We start from the raw sequence: 21296 nt of genomic DNA, 5'->3' as shown, positions 1-21296 counted from the left end.
CTACCTCGCGGCTCTCGATCGCGAACTCGACACCGATCCGACCGACACCGATTCGCCGTTCTGACGAGAAACCAGCACTCGCGCGCGACCACGGCTAGATGATCAGATTTCTACGGTTTCTCGTGATCGCCAACATCGTGGTCGACACGCCGCGCTCCCAGGTCGTGTCGGGGAAGATCGCCGCATCGGCCCTGAAGCTCTCCAGAGCAACGTTCGAAATTGAGACCGACGAGGCCACGGTCGCGCTTACCAGCCTGGATGGGCTGCCCCTCGAGCGCTCGGTGCGGATCCTCCTGAGTGCCCTGGGAAGGGCTTGTCCGGAGCCCGGCAAGCCGCCGGTTTATCGCACGGAGCCCATCCTCGGGACGATCCAGCTGCGCCGGGAGGGCCCGCCGCTGGTGCTTCGGTCGCTCCTGGTTTCGGAGGCTTCCCCGACCCCGCTCGGGAAGGAGAGCACGGACGAGGGGAGCCTGCGGGTTCCGCTCCGAGCTGGAAGCCACTGGTACCTGCTCAGTCCCCCAGACAATATCCCCGCGGGGAGGAAATAGACGTGACGGCTGTGGGGATCGTCACATAGGGTCGCCGTGGGCGGGCCGAGTCTAAGGGTGCTGCGAAGAGACGCGAAGAATTGCGTTGAAGTGGCACGTGGGTTCGTAGGGTCGGCGAGACTGCTGGCCGGGAAATGCAACGATCTTGCCACCGGATTCCGATCGGACTTCCGGCGTTGGCCGTGATGATCTCGAGTGCTGCTTCGGCGGTCACAGCTCAAATCGCGCCCAGCCGGACCACCGGTGTCGCACCGCTCGCCGTCTACTTCGACGCGGTCGCATCTTCGGCGCCCGGTGCGGATCCGATCCATGATCTTCACTATGAACGGGGGCTCGGCGGTCGACGCGGGTGGTTCGATTTCCTGGCTCGGAAGCGATTTCGCCGGTGGCACACGGCCGACCGACGGCGATGGCAACGGCTCAGCGCAATGGGATCCAGGCGCCTTTGAGCTTGGTGGCGGTGGCGGCACGATTCCTCCGCCGCCTCCTGCGGCTCCCGCAGCGCCGGTGTTGCTGCCCTGACGCTCCGGGGAGGAACCTCCCCGCCTCAGGGCAGTTTAGGGACGAGGATCGTCTCGCGGATCCACTCCGCGCGGCGCCGATGCATCGAGTCTACCGTGTTTTCGAGCGCCCATTCTCGGAGATCGGGAAGCAAGCTCTCGAACAAGCCGCGCTCTTCATCGAAACGACGGATGGCAGCCGCCAGGCCCTCCGCATCTCCCACCGGATAGAGCAGCCGTTCGTCCAGGCCCAGAGCCCGGTACGGCGGCGAATCGGGGCAGAGCGGGAGCACACCGGCCGCCAGGGCATCGAAGACGACGCGGGGTTGCTCGACGTTCAGGTTCGTCACGAGAAGCAGGTGATGGCGGCTCAGTTCCTCCAGGAAGGCGTCCGGATAGGCCCGGGTGCCGCCGAAGCTCAGCCTGTCCGAGAGGCCTGCATCGCGAGCTTGATTCTCGAGGTCGTCCTTCGCAGGTCCCTCTCCGAGGATGGTCAGGTAAGGCTGAACCCCCGAGTCCTCGGGTCGATCGGCAAGGATCTTCAACGCATCGATGGCGAGGTGGATGCCCTTCATGGGCTCGAGGCGGGCGGCGGCGACGAGTTCGAGCCGCCCGGCGCCAGCGACTTCTTCTGCGCGCGCGGTCAGTGCCTCGGTCGTGAGAACGTCGCCCGCCTGGATCCAGCTGGCCGTTCCCACATGGACGTTCGCGTGATGCGGTGCCCGCCCGACGAGGCCGTGCCCGGTGAGCAGCAGGCCCGCGGCGTCCGAGACGAGACGCTCGTCCGTCGCGCGAATGCTCCGTGCATCCAGCCACGCACGCACACGGCGGAGCATTCCCTGGCCCCGCGCGTTGAGGATTCCAGTCCGCGCCCGGTCGCTGCTCAGACTCACGACGAAGGGCCGTTTCGAGGCCCTGGCTGCCGCGGCGAAACGGGTTGCAAGGGAGGCCCTGCGAGCAGGTTCGCCCCCCGCAACCTGCACCAGATCATGGGCGCTGGCCAGTTCTGCCGCGTGGTCGGGTCCGCGGCAAGTCGCCTCATCGATCCACGCAATGCCTTCGGGCCACGCCACGTCGGAACCGGCTTCTGCCATTCGCCGGGGGGCAACGACCGTCACGGCATCGGCCGCGGCCATCTGCGCCTCGAGATCGCGGGCCCACAAGTCGAGTACGCGCAGGCCCGATGCTGCGGAGTGGACGGGGATCGTGGTCACGAGGAGCAGGCGCGTCATCTACCCAACCATCGGCATACGAGGGAGGGTAGGGTAGAAAGCCGCGACTGGGGATTCGGCAGGGCTTGGATCGTGCAATGATGAGTTCCATCAGACGCGCTCGAGGGTGATCGTGGACAGCCAGGGAACGAAAACGGCCGAGGCCTCCCAATTGGACGATGAGACCGCGGAAGCCTCGAAGGGTGAGGTGCCGATCCTGGTGCATCCCGGCTTCCACAAGACGGCCACGACGTGGTTGCAGCGCACGATCTTCAGCCGCGCCGAGGCTGGCTACTGCATGCCGAGCACATCCGAAGCGACCCGGATGTCGCATCCTTGCGAATCCCTACAGGTTCGATCCCTCCGAGACCCGGCAGGAATGCGCTCCACAACTCGAACAGGCGCGGGCCGAGGGTCTCGTGGCGGTGATCTCCGGCGAGGATTTCTCGGGCTATCCGTGGGGGAGCCGGTTCGAAGGCAAGGGAGCGACTGAACGGGTGCTTGCTTCCTTCCCGGAGGCACGCGTCCTGATCACGATTCGCGAGCAGCAGAAGACGCTTCTCTCACTCTACCGGCACTACGCAAGGTCTCTGGACGGATCGAATGAGCCGCTCGAGAAGTACATCGGCATCGGAAACGTGGCGCCTGGTTTCTCCCCGACGTTCCGTCTCGACCAGCTGGAATACGATCTCTTCATCCGCTTCTGCCAGGAACGCGTCGGTTCCGAGCGGGTGCTCGTCCTGCCGATGGAGATGCTGGCGTCCGATCCGGCGGAATATTAGCGCCGCTTGACGGAGTTCAGCGGTGCTACGCCCGCGCTCTCGTCGGACGGGTTCACGAAGCTCTCCAAGGAGAAGGAACGGGAAGGTTTCAACGCCTTCACAGGAGAGATCGCCCGTTTTCTCAAACCGTACTTCCGCATGAACACGCTCGGACCCGACCACCCACTTCCGACGAGGCTGAAGGAGAAGCTACTGCGCCGCATCGATCCGCTGATTCCCGCCGCCCTGGCCCGCCGAGTGGCGAAGAAGCAGACCGAGGTGATCGGGCGCCACGTTGGCGACTACTATCGCGCCAGCAATCGGAGAACGACGGAGCTGACCGGGCTCGATCTCGCCGGCTGGGGCTACGACTGCTGAGATGGGGGTGAAGAGCCCGGCGGTTCTGCCATACGCAGCGACAGGCGAAAGCGAGGCCCCCTGCTACCCTTCGGCGCCGATGGCAAGTGATTCGAAGGGGAGTTCTCGGCTCGGATCTCCGACGGCTAGTTTGGCCGTGCTTGCAGTGGCCGCCCTCGTTCGATTCGCATGGGCTGCCTGGATACCGATTCGCCCGGTCTCCGATTCCGTCATGTATCTGAACTACGCCGCGCGCCTGGCTGTCGGCGACGGCTACACGAGCGATTCCGGCAATCCCATCGCCTTCTGGCCCGTCGGCCCGAGCTTCTTCTACAGCCTGTTCCTGCGAGCATTCGAGAACCCGATGCCGTGGATCGCCGCCTTCCAGGCGGCGATCGGTGCGGCCACCGTGCTGGGCGTCATGTCGTTGGCGCGTCGCTGGTTTTCTCCCGCGGTTGCCATTGCCGCCGGTGGGTTCCTTGCCCTGTGGCCCAGCCAGATCCAGTTCGTCACGGTGTTCGCGAGCGAGCTCCTCTTCGTCGCCGTCATGGTCGCCGCCTGGTACGCGTGGGATCGAGACGCGTCAGCGCGGCATCCGGGTTGGGCACTCGGGGCGGGGTTGTTGCTCGGGGTCTCCTGCTACCTGCGGCCGGTCTCTCTCCTGTTGCTCGTTCCCTGGAGCGTGGCCCGAGTTGTCCAGACGGGTACCTGGCGTCGCACCCTCGTGGGTGCGGCCATCGCGGCACTGGTCATGGCAGCGACCGTGGCGCCGTGGACGCTCCGCAACTACCGGGCATTCGGAAGTGCGGTGATCATGTCGACCAATGGCGGAACCAACCTCTGGATGGGCAACCACCCCGGGACGGACGGCCGCTACCACCCCATTCCCCGGGATGGGATCCATCTCAAACCACAGCATCTGCGGGATGAAGAGTTGGGGCGGCGTGCCAGGGAGTTCATTTCGGCCGATCCGCTGGGCTTCGTATTCCGATCGATTCGAAAAGCGGTGTTGCTCCACGACCGTGAAACCATCGGGGTGCGCTGGAACGGCGAGGGAATCGCCGATCGGACGGGTCCCGAGAGCCTCGATATCTTTCGGGCCCTCTCCACCGGGTATTGGTGGGGGGTGCTGGCGCTCGCTCTCGGCGGGTTGGTGATTCTCGCTCGTCGGAACGGCTTCTGGCGGATGGCGTTCCACCCGGCGGTGCTGACGTGGGCCTACTTTGCGGCCGTTCACGGCGTCATCGTGATCCAGGATCGCTACCACTTCCCGGTCATCCCATCGGTGGCCATGCTCGCGGCGGTTGCCCTCACGACCTGGTTGCCCAGACAAGGCTCCGACTCCCAGCCCTAGACCGCCCCATCGTGGTAGCCTCCTGGTTCACCAAGAGGAGGGAGTTTCGATGAAAGCCGAAGGCGGATGCTATTGCGGCGGGCTGCGCTACCAGATCGATGCCGATCCGATGTTCAAGGGCCAGTGCCATTGCCGCGAGTGCCAGTACATCTCGGGCGGCGGGCCAAACTTCATCATGCTTCTGCCCGAAACCGGCTTCAGCTACAGCCAGGGCACGCCCAAGGGCTTCAGCCGCAGTGATCTCGAGACTCCGGTTACGCGCGAATTCTGCGCGGATTGCGGAACGCATATCCTTGCGAAGTCGCCTGCCATGGCGGGTGTCGTGATCGTCAAGGTGGGCACGCTGGATGATCCGAGCGTCTTCAGCCCGGACATGGCCATTCACATGCTCGACAAGCAGCCATTCCATGTCCTGCCCGAGGGCTTGCCTGCACTCGAACGCGGGCCCGGCTCTGCGCCAGCGAGTTAGTCAGCCTGGAGATCTACCAGCAGCTACTCGGCCCGCTGATCCTGCTGCCGTTGATGTTCGTGGTCGGCCTGCAGCTCGTCCCGGATGATTTTCGCCGGGTGATGTCGGTTCCGCGCGCCGTCGTCGGCGGAACCCTCGGGCAGCTGATCCTGCTGCCGCTGATGACGTGGGCCCTCGTCACATCGACCGGTCTCACGCCCGCATTCGCCGCGGGAGCGATGATCCTCGCGGCGACGCCGGGTGCCGGGATGTCGAATGTGATGGCCGCCGTCGCGGGCGCGAACGTCGCACTCTCGGTGACACTGACCGCCATTTCCTCGCTGCTCGCGGTTCTCAGTCTTCCGCTCTTCACGGCTCTCAGCATCGAGATCTTCCTCGGGGACACCGGAGAGGTGGAAGTGCCGGTGCGGATGCTCGCCACCCAGTTGGGTCTCTTCCTGGCGCTTCCGATCGGCCTCGGAATGCTCGTGCGCCACCATCGCCCGGAGGCATCCAAACGCTATGTCTCCCTGGCGAACCGTGCCGCAGTCGTTGCCGTGCTTGTCCTCACCGTGCTAGGCGCGGTTTCCCAGCAGAGCATGTTGCCCTCCGGAGAGGAGTTCCTCCGGGCGATGCTGGTGGCGAGTGCGTGGACACTCACTGCGATGGTGTTCGGTTGGGGGTTGGGTTGGCTCCTCTCCCTGGACCCCCACGACCGTTTCACGTTCGCGATCGAGTTCTCGGCGCGAAATCTGGCTCTCACGATCATCGTGGCGGTCGGATCGCTGGGTCGCCTCGACCTCGGAATCTTCACCGCAGCCTATTCGATGACCGGCTTTCCCCTGGTCATCCTGCTTTCGGTGCTCCGGGGCCGCAGATAGGCGGCTCTGGACTTCCAGCCCATGGGAGGAGTAGGATCCCCGGATCCGAAGGGAGTTCCCCCCATTGCCCGCCCGTCTTCTGCTGTTGATCCCGCTTGTCCTGCTGCTGATGGCACCCAATTCCTGTGCCCTACACCCGGATGGCTATGTCACGAAGAGTGACCGAAACCAGCGTCAGATGGAGTGGCTGGAGTACGCCACCGAGGTGCCGCTGAGCCCGGGCTCGGTCACGAACGTGATGGCTCATATCGAGCGTGAGCGCCGAGACCCCGGCTTCACGGTTCCCGAAGGTTCGGTGCCTGTCGACGCCTGGGATGGCGTATTCGACAAGATGTGGCGCCTCCGGGATACGAGTGATTTCGATGCCTTGCGCATGGTGAGTGCACTCTACCGTGCCGCCGATCACAAGGTGGCCAACGAACTGCTCTGGCACAAAGTTGCCGACGCGTTGACCACCTTCAAATACTGGTACTCGGATCCGACGCCCGTACGCATCGTCGACGGAGCGCAGGTCGTGGACGATATGTGGTACTGGACCGAGAACCACATCCTGATCTTCCATACGGTCGAGCTCCTCGCGGGAAAATGGATGCCGAATCGTGTCTTCTCCGTCACCGGGATGACGGGTCAGCAGCACGCGGACAGGGCGCGTCCTCGCATCCTTCGTTGGCTCGATGAGCGAGCAGAATTCGGTTTCACCGAATGGACCTCGGACGTCTACTACAACCTGGATATGCGTCCGCTACTGGCTCTCATCGAGTTCTCGGACGATCCGGAGATCGAGCGCCGGGCAACGATGGTGTTGGATCTGGTCTTCCTGGATGTCGCCCTGGGCGTTCATCGCGGGAACTTCGGGACGACCCACGGCCGTTCCTATGTGAAGGACAAGGTCGCTGCCGAGCTCCAGGACGTGTTCGACGCGACGAAGATGTATTTCGATGACACGGACCTACCGTATCGGAGTCGGGGATCTTCGAGCGGAGTTGCGTTCGCGAGCGCCAGGAAATACCGCATGCCCGAGGTGATCCGGCGCATCGCACGGTCCGATGAGTCGACCTGGAACCTCGCGAGGATGAACCTTCCGCTGGACGAGGTTCCGCCTGCGGATCCGGCGAATACCCCGCCGCCGGTGGCGCCGTTTGGGCTCGACTACAGGGATGAGACGAATCTCCCGTTCTGGTGGTCAATGGGAAGCCAGGCGGTGTGGATGATGCTTCCGCTCACGCTCGAAGTGGGAGAGCGCGAAAATCTCTGGGCATCCCAGTTTGCGCCTTTCAAGGCGTTGCGCGATCTCGTCTGGACTCCCGGGGACTTCCCATTCACCGTCCTCAAGGCCCAGAACCTCGCAGGCACCCTCTGGAAGATGATCAATGAATCGCTTCTCGCGGAGGTGAATACGGCCACGTGGCGCACGCGGCACTACATGCTGTCCACCGCCCAGGACTATCGGAAGGGGTTGCGCGGAAGCCAGACCCACACCTGGCAGGCAACCCTCTCGGAGCACGCGCTGGTGTTCACTCAACATCCCTCCTATCTGCCCGTGGCACCGGGTGGCAGCGTGCCTCCGGATTGGAACTGGCAACAGAAGGATGAGCCGGGCCCGGGCTACTGGACGGGAGAGTCGTCCCAGCCTCGCTCGGTGCAGTATCACAATGTGGGTATTTCGATCTACTCTCCCCAATACGGCCGGATCCCGTCCTTCGGCTTCGATTTTCGCGACGAGACCCATGCCTACTTCCCCCACGCGCATATGGACGAGGTGGTGCAGCAGGGCTCCTGGACGTTCGGCCGCAAGGACGATGCCTACGTGGCGCTCTACTCCTGGCGGCCCACGATGTGGCGTGGGGGGCAGCCGGAAGTCTTCCAGAACGCTGGACTGGATTTCGATCTGGTTGCGCCTGGCGGAGCGAACAATGTCTGGATCGTCGAATGCGGCAGCATCGACGAGTGGCCTGGTGGCTTTGCTGCCTTCCAGGCTGCGATCCTCGCGGCGGGGGTGACCGTGACGCCCACGGCCACGGCCTTCGATGTGTCATACGACTCGCCGAGCAAGGGTACGTTCACGGTTGGCTGGGACGGTCCTCTTCAGGTCGATGGGAACGACGTCCCGATCAGCGACTATGCGCGCTTCGACAATCCCTACGTGTACACCGAGTTCGGCGATACGGTGTATGAGATCCGCAAAGGGGAGTACAGTCTCCTGCTCGAATTCGATCGCGGCGAGCGTACCGCGACCGCACCGCGTCTGATATGGAGGCTCCCCTAGGCCTGGAGCCGATATCGCGCGGTACCTGGCTGGGGAGGCCGAATGTCTGAGAACGCCGGGCGACCGAACGCGCTGCTCGTCATGTCACCCGTTCTGACCGCCGGCCTCTTGACGGAGGCGCACCTCTCGCGGCTGGCCAGGACCTGCAACCTGACAGCGCCGGAACCCCTGGCGACGCTCGACGACGAGCAGGCCGAACGTCTATTGGCCGACGCCGAAATCCTGCTCACGGCCTGGGGTTGCCCGGTGTTGGATGAGGAGACGTTGGCACGGGCGCCGCGGCTCCAGGCGATCATGCACGCAGCGGGGACCGTCAAGAACCATGTGACGGAAGCGGTCTTCGATCGCGGTATCCGGGTCTGCTCCGCAGCGGCGGCAAACGCGCTTCCGGTCGCGGAGTTTGCCCTTGGATCGATCCTGTTGGCGAACAAAAGGGCGTTCGAGCTGCAGAGGAAATATCAGGAGGTCCGCGGCTTCCGCTTCTGGTCTCGAGAGGCACCCGGGTTGGGCAACTTCGGCAAGCGGGTTGGCCTGGTCGGGCTGTCTCGGATCGGGCGCAGGCTGGCGCAATTGCTTCAGCCATTCGATCTGGAGGTCGTCGCCTGGGATCCTACGCTGGATGCGGCGACGATTGCCGACCAGGGTGCGACGGCCACCGAGTTGGATGACCTCCTCGAGAGCTGCGACGTGGCCAGCCTGCACGCTCCCCTTCTTCCTGAGACCCACGGCCTGATCGATGCGAGGCGGCTCGCGCTGATGCCCGACGGTGCCACGCTCGTGAACACCGCCCGTGGTGGCCTCGTGGATAGCAAGGCCCTGGAGCGCGAACTGGTGAGCGGTAGGCTCCGGGCCGTGATCGATACGACCGATCCGGAGGTATTGCCTCCGGATTCGCCGCTCTATGACCTCCCCAACGTATTTCTCACGCCGCATATCGCTGGGGCCCAGGGCGCCGAGACCCGCCGCATGGCCGATCTCGCACTGGACGAAATCGAGCGCTTCGTTCGTGGCGAGCCGTTGGTCCACGAAGTGAGGCGCGAAGATTGGAGTGGCATCGCATGACATCGCCGCAGGTCCTGGGTTTCTGCTCGGTCTCCGCTCTCGACCGTCCGCTCGTCGATGCTGCCCGGATGGCGTTGGATGCGGGCTGTGACGGACTCGAGGTAACCGCCCGGCCACCGCATCTGGATCCGATGGGAAGCCTCGAAGCCATCGCCGACCAGGGCCGGGCCGTGCGCGATACCGGTTTGGAGATCTTCACCTACGGCTCGTACTTCGGGCGGGATCGGCCGCTCTCGGAAGCGGACGCACTTCGTGCAGCGGAGATTGCAGAGGCCCTGGGAGCACCCTTGCTGCGGGTCTGGGCAGAGTGCGGTCCCGAGGAAGACGCCAACGATACCGTTCGGCACCTGCAGCTCGTCTGCGATGCGGCGGCCGACCGCGGTGTCACGGTCGTCGTCGAACGCCATCAGGGGTCCCTCGCCGATACGCCGGAACGCGTGGAAGCGCTGTTGGCCGGAGTCGACCGCACCAACTTCGCTCTCAACTATCAAGTGCTCGATCTGCTTCCCCAAGCGGAGATTCCGAACCAGCCCGCCGATGCCGAGCGTCTGGTCCGCCATGCTCGCTACTTCCATCTGAAGAATTATCAGCTGAAGCCGGACGGCGAGGGCCCACTCCTTCCCGGCGGTTCCCTTGAAAAAGGTGTCCTCGACTACCGGACGCTGCTGCACGCCGCGCTCGGCGCGGGTTACACAGGCCCCATGACCATCGAATTCCTCTCTTTCGACGACCGCCCGTTGGAGGAGAGGTTGGCCGCGGATGTGGCCTGGGTGCGCAGGGTGCTCGAGGAATGGGCCACCGCTAGCTCGCAGTGACGACGCAGTCCTTTCCGCTCGCCTTGGCTTCATAGAGCGCGCGATCGGCGGCGTTGAAGGTCGCATCGGGGGAGTTCTCGAAGAGGGCGACACCGAGGGAGACCGTCACGCCGACGGGCTCGGCCGAGTCCGCTAGTTCGAAGCGCGCCGCGGCGACTGCTAAGCGCAGCTTCTCCGCGAGTTGGACAGCTCCGTCCAACGTGGTTTCAGGCAGCAGCATCGCGAATTCCTCGCCGCCGTAGCGCGCCAGGAAGTCGGTCTCCCGCACCTGCTCGTTCATCGCCACGGCTACGCCGGCGAGCACGTGGTCTCCGGCGCTGTGGCCGTAGTCGTCGTTCAGACGTTTGAAATCGTCGATGTCGATCAGGACCAGACAGAGAGGATGTCCGGTCCGATCCGAGCGGCGGGTTTCGCTCAGGTATCGATCCTGGAAGTGGCGATGGTTGTGCAGCCTGGTCAGACCATCGGTGATCGAAAGCTGCTCCAGCACTTCGTTGGCCCGCCTGAGCTCCCGGTTGCGTGCTTCGAGCTCGCGGCGGCTCTGGTCGAACTGGGAGCCCAGCTCGTCGATGGCTCGGGCCAGGAAGCGCAATCTGCCCTCATCCCGGTCTTCGGGCACGCTCACGTCTTCCCCGGCCACCAGCCGATGAGCGGCCTCGATCACGGCCTCGAGAGGGCGAGTCCAGAGTGCGACCACGAGGCCAGCCAGGGCCGCAGCACCCCAGGCGCTCCAACCCGAAAGCCCGGTGCCGCCTAGAGGCTCCAGGGCACTTGCATGGATGGCCAACAGGCTGGCGCAGAAGATGAAAACGCCCATTCGGAGGCTGAGCGAAATCCTCCGCCAAAGGCTGGCCCAGGCTCGAAACATGGGTGAATTCGTCTCCTTTCGTGGCCATCGGCCCGTTCACGTCCGGCCTTGACCGTTGTTCCCGGAAGTACGTGGCCCGGAGAAGGTCATGTGAGTCCCCCGGGGGAGTACTTTTTCGATTTCCTGGTCTGGGTTAGGTTCTGCTCCTTCCTCTCCCCGGGGGCGATGCTCCTTTCCCCCGGTTCCCTGTGCCCCCCGAAAGAGAACCCCCACGTGGCTCGTGAAGTGCCCTCCGGCCCGGTCATCACCCTGCAGACCGGCTCGCTCGCGGATATGTCCAAGAACGAGCGCATCAAGGTCGAGAGCAAGGGTCTGTTCTACGTCCTCGACCCCAAGGAGCCTCACAGCTTTCGGGACGAGCTCGACGAGATGGGAAGCGGTGCGCGGGAGACCCTTTCCGGCAATGCCAAAGAGCTCTCGAAGTTCTTCGGGATCTACAAGCAGCAGGCCCGGGGAGAACGCGGCAAGAAGACCCAGGATTATTTCTGCATGGTTCGGATCAAGAATCCGGCCGGTGGACGGCTGACGCCCCGGCAGTGGCTCGCCCTGGACGACGCGACCGATGCCTTTGCCGATGGCACCCTGCGCATCACTTCGCGCCAGGCGATCCAGTACCACCGGGTCTACGGGGACAAGCTCGGCGCGATGATCCGCCACCTGAATCGGGGCTACCTGGATCACGGCACGCTCGGCGCATGCGGCGATGTGAATCGCAATCTGATGGGCTCGCCGATCGATACCCTCGATCCGGAGACGAGCTGCGGCGCCTTGGAGCTCTCCAACGAGATCGCGGCCGAACTGGCACCGCGCACGTCCTCGTACTTCGAGATCTTTCTCACGGACGAAGAGGGAGCGACAGCGGGTCGGGTGACCCCGGAGGAGCCTCTTTACGGGGAGCAGTATCTCCCGCGGAAGTTCAAGGTGGGCCTCGCTCATCCGCGGGACAACTCCGTCGATCTTCGAACCCAGGACATCGGCCTGCTTCCCGCCGACGATCGGGGGGCGGTCTGGGAGCTGTATACCGGAGGCGGACTGGGGCTCTCGCATAACAATCCGAAGACGGCGGCGCTGCTCGGAATCCACCTCGGGCGTATCCATCGCGAGCAGGTCGTGGAAACCTGCCGTGCGATCGTGATCCTGCAGAAGGAGCACGGTGATCGGAAGGATCGCAAGCAGGCGCGCTGGAAGTACACGATCCGGAGACTTGGCGTCGAAGCCGTGAAGGCGGCGCTGCGCGAACGTTTCGGGATCGAACTCGAGGACGCGCCGGAGCCCGCCGCACTACCGTCGATGGCGCTCCATCTGGGTTGGCATGAGCAGCGCGGAGGCGGGAGCTACTACGGATTGTCGGTGCAGAGTGGACGGCTGAAGGGCTCCCAGCGCAAGGCGGTGCGTCAGGCCGTCGAGGAGCTGGGTCTTTCCGTCGTCTTGACGGCCCAGCAGGATCTCCTGCTATGCGATGTCGAGGACCGCGCCGCCCTGGAAGCCATCCTGGAGCAACACGGTGTGGCAACGCCGAGCGAGGGGCAGCTGGCTCGTGCCAACGCGATGGCCTGCCCGGCCAAGCCCACTTGTGGCCTGGCGATGACCGACGCAGAAAACGCCCTGCCGGTCTATTTCGATGCGTTGGAGGCCGAAGGCCTCGGCAATGTGGATGTGGTCATCCGAATGACCGGCTGCCCGAACAACTGCGCCCGCCCGCCCACAGCCGAGATCGGAATCTACGGCTATGGCAAGAACGATCACGTCGTGCTGGTCGGGGGCTCGCGCGGCGGTGATCGGATTGCCCAGCCGCTCTATTCGCGGCTTCCCGGTGAAAAGATGGTGCCGGCCCTCATTGGTCTATTCCGGGCGATCAAAGAGCGGAACCCGGAGGGCCTCCCGGCGGGAGATTTCCTGCACCAGACCGCCCCGGAGACCCTGCGGGGCTGGGTTGGCGTAGAGGCCGAGTAGACCCCGCCCGCGCTAGGCTATGCCCGTGACACGACACGCTGAGCAAACGAGCCAGATCGTCGACCGCGCCGTCGATGAAGCGAGGCTCGGTCGCGCCGAGGCCGAGTGGCTGGCAGCTCATATGGCTGAGCCCGAAGTCCTGGCCATCCTCCAGGAGGGCGCTCACGAGAGCAAGCGTCGTGCCCAGGGTGATGTCGTCAGCTTTTCGCGCAATGTCTTCGTCCCCCTGACGAATCTGTGCCGCGACCGATGCGCTTACTGCACCTTCGCAAAGACGCCCGACTCCCCCGAGGCAAGGACCTACAGCCTGGAGGAGGTTGCCAGCCTGACGAAGGGCGGCGTCCAGATGGGATGCATCGAGGCGCTCTTCTGCCTGGGAGACAAGCCCGAGATCGCCTATCGCGATCACAAGCAATGGCTGGCCGGCGAGGGGTTCGCATCGACGGCCGAATACCTGGTCGAAGCCTGCAAGGTCTCCTTCGAGGGCGGCATGTTGCCGCATACGAATGCGGGGATTCTCACGGCCGAGGAGATGGCGGCGCTGCGCGGTTGGAACGCGTCCATGGGTCTGATGCTCGAATCGACCAGTACCCGCCTGCGCGGCAAGGGGCAGGCTCATCAGTACGCGCCTGACAAGGATCCGGCGCTGCGGCTTCGAATGCACGAGGAGGCGGGCGAGCTCCGGATTCCCTTCACGTCGGGGCTGCTGCTCGGGATCGGCGAGGATGATGCGGAGCGCGTCGATACGCTCTTCGCGATCCGCGACTTGCATGATCGACACGGCCATATCCAGGAAGCGATCATTCAGCCCTTCCATCCGAAGCCTGGTACTCGTATGCGCTGGGCCTCGTCGCTTCCCGATGCGGCGGTGATCGGTTGGGTGGCAATGGCACGGCTGGTGCTCGGCCGTGACATCCAGGTCCAGGCCCCGCCGAACCTGGCGCCGGATTTGATGGGTGAGTTGATGCAAAGCGGCGTGAGCGATTGGGGCGGCGTCTCGCCGATCACCGTCGACTACATCAACCCGGAAGCGCCGTGGCCCGCGTTGGTCGAGTTGCGCGACCGCTGCGAGGCGGCAGGGCAGAGCCTGGTCGAGCGTTTGCCTGTGTATCCACACCACCTTTCGAAATCCGAATTCTTCGACCCGTCCGTGCTCGATGTGACGCGCGCCCTGGCGAACGATGACGGCTACGCGCGCCCACGCCTGAGCCTGGAGGCCGCGTGATGCTCGAACGATTGCTGGCAGATGTCTCGAAAGATGTCGCTGTCCTGCTGGACGGCGCCCTTTCGGGCCAAGAGCTCACCAAGGACGGGGCGCTACGCCTGTTGAGAGCAGAAGGGCCGGATTTCCACGCCTTGTTGCGTGCTGCCGATGTCGCCCGCCAAGATGATTGCGGTGACGACGTCTCCTTCGTCATCACCCGGAACATCAACTTCACCAATGTCTGCTACGTCGGCTGCAGCTTTTGCGGTTTCGCGCGGCATCGGGATGAGGCAGAGGCCTTCGACCGCAGCTTCGAGGAGATGAACGAAAAGGCGCGCGACGCCGTCTCCCGCGGGGCCACGGAGGTCTGCATCCAGGGTGGGATCGATCCCCAGAAGGATCATCACCACTACCGCGGCATCCTCACGCATCTGAAGGCCGAGTTTCCGAAACTGCATATTCACGCGTTCTCGCCCGAGGAGATGGACTACATCTCGAAGCAGTGTGGCATGCCGCTCGAAGAGCAGATGCGCTGGCTGCTCGACGCCGGCCTGGGAACGATGCCCGGCACAGCCGCGGAGATCCTGGATGATTCGGTGCGCCGCGTCCTCTCACCGAACAAGCTGATGACCGAGCGCTGGAAGGAGATCGTGCGCGCGGCCCACAATGTGGGCCTGCGTTCGACCGCGACCATCATGTACGGCCACATCGAAGAGCCGGAGCACGTGGTCACCCACCTGGATGTGCTCCGCGAGCTCCAGCGAGAAACCGGTGGCTTCACGGAATTCGTTCCGCTCGGCTTCATCCACGAGAAGAATGTGCTCGGCCATTGGGTCCACTCGCGGCCCGGTCCCTCGGGGGCGGACGATCTGCGCTTGATCGCGGTGGCCCGCCTCTTCCTGCGGCCGTGGATTACCAACATCCAGATGTCCTGGGTGAAGATGGGTCCGAAGCTCTCTCAGCTCGCCCTCGAAGCCGGTGCCAACGATTTCGGTGGAACGCTGATGGAGGAATCGATCAGCCGCGAATCCGGCTCCGATTTCGGAGAGAACCTCCCGGCGGAGGAAATGCGTCGCCTGATCCGCGAGATGGGCCGCATCCCCGTCCAACGCAGCACGCTCTACCACACCGTCGAACGCTACGACGACCCGGAGAAAGACCCTCCGTCCCTGGAGCCCGAGCATCGGAGCGAGCTCTCCGGACCGGCTCGCTGGCGCGACGGCGCGGGTGAATCCCGCCTGGAGCAACGAAAGGGACGATCCTCAGGGGATCACGAGCCCGAGAGCTTGCCGCGTCCCTGATGTGCTGAGGAGCCACCGCTCTGTTGCGGCTGGACGACTCGGAGGGCGGGACGCTCCGGGATGCCCAGGCGTTCCACGATGGCCTCGACCTGATAGCGGAGCGGGGCTTGCTCGAGGATGGCTCGCTCCACCACCTGGATTGCGTTCTTGACTGCGGGCAGGTCGCGGCCCACGGCGCGACCGATATCGGTCAGGGTGGCGTTCGTGTAGCGGTGGCTCAGGTAGACGGCGATCTGGCGCGGGACGAGGATGGCCTTGCGGCGGCTCCTGCCGGCCAGCTCCTGGGGGCTCAGGCCGAAGAAGCTGGAGACTCGCTCGACCACTGCATCGACCCGGAGCGGGCCGGCCTCGGCAGGGGCGATCTTTCGCAGGGCCGCCTCGGTGAGAGGTACGTCGATTTGGCGTGAGAGCAGGGAGGCACTCGCGACGAGCTGGATCAGGACGCCCTCGAGATCTCGCACGCTGCCCTTCGCGCGATCCACCAACAGGTCGAGGCATTCCTCCGGCACGCGCACGCCGCCGCTCGAGGCCTTGGCCTTGAGAATCCGTCGCCGCAGGTCGCGCTCCGGCGGTTCGATCTCGGCAACCAGGCCTCGGGTCATCTCGGAAACCAGCCGGGGCTGCAGTCCACTCATCTCCCGCGGCAGCCGGTCGCCGGTAAGCACCACCGGCCGGCCGGCGAGCGTGAGCTGCTCCAAGGTGTAGAGCAGCTCCATCTGTGTGGCGTTCTTGCCCTCCAGGAACTGCACGTCTTCGATGACGAGGAGCTGGCAATCCCGGAAGCGACGCTTGAAGGCTTCGGTGTCCTTGCGGCGAAGGGCCGAAGTGAATGCATTGGTAAATGCCTCGGCGGAGACGTAGAGCCCGGAAGCTTCTGTGGCCAGAGCCCGCGCCAGGTGGGATTTCCCGACACCCGACGGACCCGCGAGAAACAGCGGGCTGATCCCCGATTGCCGCCGGTGAGCAAGGGCGATGGATGCCTCGCGGGCGAGTGCGTTCTCGGGGCCGACGACGAAGCTGTCGAAGGATCGCGAAAGCCCGGGTTGGAAGGGTGACAGCTTCGGATCAGGTCGCGCGCTGGCTGTGGCCCCGTCCTCGTTGGCTGGGCGGGGAACATCTGGCGCTCCCTTGGCTTCGCTTCCCTTGGCTTCGGCCAGCGGCGGAGCGGCCGGTAGCGATGCTTCGGAGGAGAGCCTCAAGCCGATCGCTCCGCCGGTCTCCTGCTCTAGCGCCTCTCGGATGACATGCAGATACCGGCCGCGGATCCGCGCCTCGTGGAAGGTGCCCGGCGCAAGGAGGCGCAACTCACTCGAGTCTTCGTCCATCTGCGCAGATAGCGGAAGGATCCACGCCTCGAAGGCGATCGGCGGCATACGGGTGCGGAGGCGTGTTAGAACGCCGTCCCACACCTTGGGGGGGTGGTGCATGGGACTGCCTGAAATCGGGGGGTTTCCAGGGGATCCCAACGGAAATTCGGGAATTCGAAGAAACCCGCCAGCTCTCACCCCAGACGAAGCGGGAGTAGAGCATGCAGCGTCGGGCTTCGCAATCGAATCGCCCCCCGTTCCAGCCATTGCCCTACACGCATGCGGTTCACGTCGAAGCCCCCTCGGAAGCCCAGGAAACCAGTGTTTGCAACCCAGATCGGGCCGCAACTTCGCGGGGTTCCGCGTTCTCCATGAGGCAGCTTGGCTGACGCCTCCGCGGTGTCATCGCCTGATTTTCGTGCCCGTCCAAATCATCGAAATTCGGACAAAATCAGCATCATCCAGCCAATATCTTCAAATCTCAAAAGTCACAAATGGACACTCCAGAAAGCCCCAGGAACCGCTCGGAAAGCACGGACCGGGGCCGTCAATGAACGGTTCCCGCGCCGGGTCCCGTTCCTCCGCGTTCGATCAGGGCGCGGTGGAACTCCAATGTTCCTTGAAGGCGGCGAAGTCGCTCGTCGAAACTGTCGGCTTCGATGAGTGCCTGCTTCTCTGCGACGGGCAACCCGACCGTCTGGCAGACCGTGTCGGCGAAGGTCGGTAGATCCATCGTCGTGAGCCGGCCGACCGTGTGCTCCAACGAAAGCCCGGTCGTCTCTCGCGCCAGTTCCGTCAGGTGCTCGGTCACGCGCTCTCGCAATGTGTGGCAATGGGTCGCATCCACGATCGTTTCTTCGAGGCGCTCGAACTCGCCCATGCGGTAGAGCCGTTCGTCTGTCGGGGGTAGCTCGCGCAGGATTCGAACGCGGTGGGTTCCCTGAAGCTGCATGTTGAAGCGGCCGTCCGCGAGCTTCTGGTAGTTCTGGATGAAACCCGCGCAGGCAATCGGGTAGACGGGTGGCTCTCCCGCCATCTCGTGCGCGTGCTCCGGGCGCACGGTTGCCATGACGATCACCCGATCCGCATCGAGGGCGGCCTGCATCATCTGGCGATAGCGCGGCTCGAACAAGTGCAGCGGAGCGCCTGTGCCAGGAAACAGCGTGACGTTCGAGAGCGGGAAAAGCGGAGCCTGCGGCTTCGACACAGGCCAAGCGTACTTGACGGAACCTCGTCGCGCCGAGATGTTCCCGTGGGGTGGGAGAGATTCTGGACCGCAAGACCCGCGACGCATTGATGGTGAGGTTGAACCGTGATGCCCGGTTCATCGCGACGCATTTCGAGCTGCGCTACCGCGCGATCGAAGCGGAGCGCGCGAACGTCAAGAACCGCTACGGCATCTGCTACTCGGACGGCACGATCAAGATTCGGCTCCGCCACGTCACGACGGGCAAGCCGCTCAAATACTCGAGCCTCGTGGCCACGCTGTGTCATGAACTGGCCCACCTGCGCCACTTCAACCACGGTCTCCGGTTTCGCAGCTTCAACCAGACGCTGCTGGAATTCGCCCGAGCCCACGGTATCTACCAGCCGCGCCTGCGCCACGAGAAGCTCCCGTCGCGCACTGCGCCGCCGCGGAGGCAGGCCACCGAACCGCCGGAGCCGGAAGGGCCTCGCCAGCTCACCCTCTTCTGAGAGGGGAGCGCGCGCTCAGCCGGTCTGCTTGTCGTATTCCTCGAGGGTGTTCGGGCCCTCAGCGATATCGACCTGGATCTCGTCGCAGGCGATGGACTTATCGAGGATCTCGCTCAGCATGCCCGCGACCGTCAGCTCGTCATACTCGGCGAGAGCGTCCTCGAGCCCAGTGCCCGACACGGTAAACGAGACGTTGAGCTTGATCCTGACATCCATCTGCCCGTGTCTCCACGACCCATCCCGGTTCGGCTCGGCTCGCGACTCGCGTCCCGGGATAGGAAAAATGACGTAACCCCTTGAAAAATCAGAGCTTTTTCAAGGAGGGGCAAAGGATACCTGACCCCCTTGCAGAAGACCATGGATTTCAAGGACTTTTCCCTCCTTGTGCGGGCCGCTGGGGCTCATCGAGGCCTCAACCCCCACCGTCCGAAGGGCGATTCAATCCCTATCGCCCGAAGGGCGATTCAACCCGGTAGGGTGAACATTCCGATGAAGACTCGGGGAGGTACCGACGAGCCGTGGGCCTGAGACGCTGGATCACGAACAGGATCGTGGACTTCCTGACGGAGCCCCTTTCGCGGTATGAACGGCGCGGGTGGAACGACCCGCAGGCGCTTCGCCGCCACCTCCGCAAAGGGGATGTGTTGCTCGTCGAGGGCGACAACCGTGCCTCCGCCATCATCAAGTACCTGACCCAGAGTTCCTGGTCCCATGCTGCCCTCTTCGTCGGCGACGAGCTGGTGAGGCGCGGAGGCCCGTCGGCCGAGCGTGTCCGGGAACAGTTCGGAGATGATGCGGAGTGGTTGATCGTCGAGGCACTGCCCCATGGCGTCGTGGCTTCCCCGGTTACGAGGTACATCGACTACAACATCCGAGTCGCGCGGCCTCACCGGATCCAGCCAGACGATCTGAAGATGGTGCTCGATGATCAGATCGACGCGATCGGCTGGCGCTACGACCTCCGGAATGTCCTCGACCTCGGTCGTTACCTCTTCCCGGTCCGCATCATCCCGGACCGTTTCCGACGCACGGCGCTCCACTTCGGCAGCTCCATGCCCACCGAGGTGATCTGTTCCAGCCTGCTCGGCCGGACCTTTCACAAGGTGCGCTTCCCGATCCTGCCGAACGTCGAGTTCCCCGATGGCTTCGACGCCGAGGCCGAACCGACGCCGGGCGTTCGGGGCCGGCTCCTGCGGCGCATCTTCGGCTACGAGAGTGGCGGCTACACCGGCCTGTTCAAGATGCGTCACCCGACCCTGCTGACCCCGCGGGATTTCGACCTGTCTCCGTACTTCGAGATCGTGAAGTTCAACGTGATCGCCGACGGACGCTTCGATTACCAACGCATCCACTGGGCCTCCCTCGACGACGACACGGAAGACCAGGAACCGCACCCCCGTCCCTACGGCGCCGAGCCTCCGCCTCCGCCGGTCGACGAATAGCCCGACCATCCCCCTGGCAAGGTCAGCGTCCTCGGGCCCATGCTACTCCCAGCGCCAGGACCGCGAGCCCTGCTTCATCCTCTTCGACGAACGACACCCGTGCGGCGCCGATCGTGCGGCGGATCAATTCCAAGCCGGCGTAGCGCATGACATCGGCGTCCGGCGGAGCAGCCTCGGCTCCGCGTTCGTTCCGGTAGGCCTCCGATACGGCTTGAAGCACGGGCACTGCGGTAGCAGCTTCGCCTCGTGCGGCAGCTGGCATCGCCAGGTGGGCCAGCAACGTACCCAGATCGAATGCCGGGTCCCCAGCGTGGGAGATCTCGGCATCGAGCAGCCTGGGACCGGTCGCTTCCAGCAGGATATTTCTGGCCTGGACATCCGCATGGACCAGCGGGCCCACCGGGCGCAAATAGGCCTCGTACGCGGTACGAGCAATTGCTGCAAGCTCGCGATCCGCTCTCAGTTCGGCGGCGCGTTTCGCGGTGGCGGGCGGCGCGGGGAAGGCTTCTTCGTATGGGAGAACGAAGATGTGATCGCCGTGAAGGCGGCGCATCGCGTCGTTCTGGAAGGCAGCCGCCAAGCCCGGGTCTTCGGCAGTGGCCGAGTGAACGCGTGCCAGGAAGCGGGCGAGCGTCTCCATGGCAACGGTCACGTCTCGTCCATCGCGCAGGGCTTTGTCGAGACGCGTTGCGTTTCGGAGATCTTCGAGCACAAGTACCCGCTCGTCGGCGTCGAAGCGCACGACCTCGGGGCAGACGCGGTCCTCATCGATCGGACGCACCCGGTCGAGGTAGCCGGCCTCGAAGATCAGCCGCTCCGTCGTCACCTCGTACTCGGGAAATTTCTCCAGGGCCGGGCGCGCTTGCTTCACGATGTAGGAAGCCTCCCCCGGCACGAAGGCCCGACGCACCCAGTTGATGTTGCCATCGCCGGCAGCTTCGACATGGATATCTTGGCCGGGGCGGAAGAGCCCCATTCGGATCATGTAGTCCGGGAGCTTCTCATTGCTGAGGCGAAGCTGCTTGCGCAAGAAAGTGCACCTGACCGGCAAAAAACGCTCAAGGTACCCGCCGGCAGGCCGAAACGTTTCACAAGATCCGGACGAAACCAGGGGGGGTAGCGTTCGAGGTCTCTAGAACACCCCGGGGTTTCGATCCCGGGGTTGTTCTCGTTCTGGGCCAGTCCTAGTCCCTTGTATCGACCAAAGGCGGAAGTGTTGTCATGCTAAGCACTGCGTCCCCCGCAGCCAATCGGTTCTCGCCGTGTCGCGGGCCGATTCATGGGGCCCGTATGTCGAAGAAGCGGTATCGGATTGACTTGACG

22 protein-coding genes are annotated in these 21296 nt (G+C 64.4%); 15 read left to right on the top strand and 7 right to left on the bottom strand.

All coding sequences use genetic code 11. From position 1 onward, the window contains the following. Positions 1-98 precede the first annotated feature (98 nt). Positions 99-548, top strand: a complete 450-nt coding sequence (locus tag GY937_22430; protein ID MCP5059471.1) for a hypothetical protein — start codon at positions 99-101, stop codon at positions 546-548. A gap of 309 nt (positions 549-857) precedes the next feature. Next, positions 858-1070 (top strand): hypothetical protein, encoded by a 213-nt coding sequence (locus GY937_22425; protein MCP5059470.1) that lies wholly within the window; start codon positions 858-860, stop codon positions 1068-1070. A gap of 25 nt (positions 1071-1095) precedes the next feature. Here the strand turns inward: GY937_22425 and GY937_22420 are convergent, their stop codons facing one another. Next, positions 1096-2280 (bottom strand): glycosyltransferase, encoded by a 1185-nt coding sequence (locus GY937_22420; GenBank protein ID MCP5059469.1) that lies wholly within the window; start codon positions 2278-2280, stop codon positions 1096-1098. Between the two features lie 90 nt (positions 2281-2370). Then, positions 2371-2526 (bottom strand): hypothetical protein, encoded by a 156-nt coding sequence (locus GY937_22415; GenBank protein MCP5059468.1) that lies wholly within the window; start codon positions 2524-2526, stop codon positions 2371-2373. Positions 2527-2678: 152 nt separating this feature from the next. Here GY937_22415 and GY937_22410 point away from each other — a divergent pair, with 152 nt between their 5' ends. From GY937_22410 to GY937_22375, 8 genes are all read left to right on the top strand, one after another. Then, positions 2679-3041, top strand: coding sequence for a sulfotransferase (locus GY937_22410; GenBank protein MCP5059467.1), 363 nt, complete (start codon positions 2679-2681; stop codon positions 3039-3041). 6 nt (positions 3042-3047) lie between these two features. Continuing rightward, complete coding sequence (locus GY937_22405; protein MCP5059466.1) at positions 3048-3398, top strand: hypothetical protein; 351 nt, start codon at positions 3048-3050, stop codon at positions 3396-3398. 79 nt (positions 3399-3477) lie between these two features. Then, entirely contained in the window at positions 3478-4731 is a 1254-nt protein-coding gene (locus tag GY937_22400; protein ID MCP5059465.1) for a glycosyltransferase family 39 protein, read from the top strand. Positions 4732-4780: 49 nt separating this feature from the next. Beyond that, a complete protein-coding gene (locus GY937_22395) occupies positions 4781-5200 on the top strand; it encodes a GFA family protein (GenBank protein ID MCP5059464.1) in 420 nt (139 codons plus the stop codon). Positions 5201-5250: 50 nt separating this feature from the next. Beyond that, complete coding sequence (locus GY937_22390) at positions 5251-6060, top strand: hypothetical protein (GenBank protein ID MCP5059463.1); 810 nt, start codon at positions 5251-5253, stop codon at positions 6058-6060. Positions 6061-6124: 64 nt separating this feature from the next. Beyond that, positions 6125-8326, top strand: a complete 2202-nt coding sequence (locus tag GY937_22385) for a hypothetical protein (protein MCP5059462.1) — start codon at positions 6125-6127, stop codon at positions 8324-8326. A gap of 42 nt (positions 8327-8368) precedes the next feature. After that, positions 8369-9388: a hydroxyacid dehydrogenase gene (locus GY937_22380; GenBank protein MCP5059461.1), complete on the top strand. Its 1020-nt coding sequence runs from the start codon at positions 8369-8371 to the stop codon at positions 9386-9388. After that, a complete protein-coding gene (locus GY937_22375) occupies positions 9385-10203 on the top strand; it encodes a sugar phosphate isomerase/epimerase (protein ID MCP5059460.1) in 819 nt (272 codons plus the stop codon). The genes GY937_22380 and GY937_22375 overlap by 4 nt, the downstream gene beginning before the upstream one ends. On the opposite strand, the gene GY937_22370 is transcribed toward GY937_22375, so the two are convergent. Next, positions 10190-11071: a GGDEF domain-containing protein gene (locus GY937_22370; protein ID MCP5059459.1), complete on the bottom strand. Its 882-nt coding sequence runs from the start codon at positions 11069-11071 to the stop codon at positions 10190-10192. The genes GY937_22375 and GY937_22370 overlap by 14 nt on opposite strands. A gap of 213 nt (positions 11072-11284) precedes the next feature. Here GY937_22370 and GY937_22365 point away from each other — a divergent pair, with 213 nt between their 5' ends. Genes GY937_22365 through cofH form a run of 3 tightly spaced genes read left to right on the top strand, consistent with a single transcriptional unit; the run spans position 11285 to position 15529 of the window. Continuing rightward, complete coding sequence (locus GY937_22365) at positions 11285-13024, top strand: NADPH-dependent assimilatory sulfite reductase hemoprotein subunit (protein MCP5059458.1); 1740 nt, start codon at positions 11285-11287, stop codon at positions 13022-13024. Between the two features lie 25 nt (positions 13025-13049). Next, positions 13050-14249: a 7,8-didemethyl-8-hydroxy-5-deazariboflavin synthase CofG gene (gene cofG / locus GY937_22360; GenBank protein ID MCP5059457.1), complete on the top strand. Its 1200-nt coding sequence runs from the start codon at positions 13050-13052 to the stop codon at positions 14247-14249. Further along, positions 14246-15529, top strand: a complete 1284-nt coding sequence (cofH, locus tag GY937_22355; GenBank protein ID MCP5059456.1) for a 5-amino-6-(D-ribitylamino)uracil--L-tyrosine 4-hydroxyphenyl transferase CofH — start codon at positions 14246-14248, stop codon at positions 15527-15529. Before cofG ends, cofH begins: the two co-directional genes overlap by 4 nt. Here cofH and GY937_22350 read toward each other — a convergent pair. Next, a complete protein-coding gene (locus GY937_22350) occupies positions 15499-16956 on the bottom strand; it encodes an ATP-binding protein (protein ID MCP5059455.1) in 1458 nt (485 codons plus the stop codon). The genes cofH and GY937_22350 overlap by 31 nt on opposite strands. A gap of 427 nt (positions 16957-17383) precedes the next feature. Next, entirely contained in the window at positions 17384-18043 is a 660-nt protein-coding gene (locus tag GY937_22345) for an LON peptidase substrate-binding domain-containing protein (protein MCP5059454.1), read from the bottom strand. A gap of 50 nt (positions 18044-18093) precedes the next feature. Between GY937_22345 and GY937_22340 the strand changes: the two genes are divergently transcribed. After that, a complete protein-coding gene (locus GY937_22340; GenBank protein MCP5059453.1) occupies positions 18094-18531 on the top strand; it encodes a DUF45 domain-containing protein in 438 nt (145 codons plus the stop codon). A 15-nt stretch (positions 18532-18546) separates the two neighbouring features. Here the strand turns inward: GY937_22340 and GY937_22335 are convergent, their stop codons facing one another. After that, a complete protein-coding gene (locus tag GY937_22335; protein ID MCP5059452.1) occupies positions 18547-18747 on the bottom strand; it encodes a hypothetical protein in 201 nt (66 codons plus the stop codon). Between the two features lie 302 nt (positions 18748-19049). Here GY937_22335 and GY937_22330 point away from each other — a divergent pair, with 302 nt between their 5' ends. Continuing rightward, complete coding sequence (locus GY937_22330) at positions 19050-19973, top strand: lipo-like protein (protein ID MCP5059451.1); 924 nt, start codon at positions 19050-19052, stop codon at positions 19971-19973. 22 nt (positions 19974-19995) lie between these two features. On the opposite strand, the gene GY937_22325 is transcribed toward GY937_22330, so the two are convergent. Next, positions 19996-21003 (bottom strand): phosphotransferase, encoded by a 1008-nt coding sequence (locus GY937_22325; GenBank protein MCP5059450.1) that lies wholly within the window; start codon positions 21001-21003, stop codon positions 19996-19998. Positions 21004-21296: the final 293 nt, after the last annotated feature.

This window comes from bacterium (genome assembly GCA_024228115.1).
GTDB lineage: Bacteria > Myxococcota_A > UBA9160 > UBA9160 > UBA6930.
This window is presented reverse-complemented; position numbering and strand designations above follow the sequence as displayed.

Excerpts from the sequence above, each read along its gene's own strand:
- GY937_22430 (MCP5059471.1), top strand. The coding sequence starts at position 99 with ATGATCAGATTTCTACGGTTTCTCGTGATCGCCAACATCGTGGTCGAC.
- GY937_22425 (MCP5059470.1), top strand. The coding sequence starts at position 858 with ATGATCTTCACTATGAACGGGGGCTCGGCGGTCGACGCGGGTGGTTCG.
- GY937_22420 (MCP5059469.1), bottom strand. The coding sequence starts at position 2,280 with ATGACGCGCCTGCTCCTCGTGACCACGATCCCCGTCCACTCCGCAGCA.
- GY937_22400 (MCP5059465.1), top strand. The coding sequence starts at position 3,478 with ATGGCAAGTGATTCGAAGGGGAGTTCTCGGCTCGGATCTCCGACGGCT.
- GY937_22395 (MCP5059464.1), top strand. The coding sequence starts at position 4,781 with ATGAAAGCCGAAGGCGGATGCTATTGCGGCGGGCTGCGCTACCAGATC.
- GY937_22380 (MCP5059461.1), top strand. The coding sequence starts at position 8,369 with ATGTCTGAGAACGCCGGGCGACCGAACGCGCTGCTCGTCATGTCACCC.
- GY937_22375 (MCP5059460.1), top strand. The coding sequence starts at position 9,385 with ATGACATCGCCGCAGGTCCTGGGTTTCTGCTCGGTCTCCGCTCTCGAC.
- GY937_22370 (MCP5059459.1), bottom strand. The coding sequence starts at position 11,071 with ATGTTTCGAGCCTGGGCCAGCCTTTGGCGGAGGATTTCGCTCAGCCTC.
- GY937_22350 (MCP5059455.1), bottom strand. The coding sequence starts at position 16,956 with ATGCACCACCCCCCCAAGGTGTGGGACGGCGTTCTAACACGCCTCCGC.
- GY937_22335 (MCP5059452.1), bottom strand. The coding sequence starts at position 18,747 with ATGGATGTCAGGATCAAGCTCAACGTCTCGTTTACCGTGTCGGGCACT.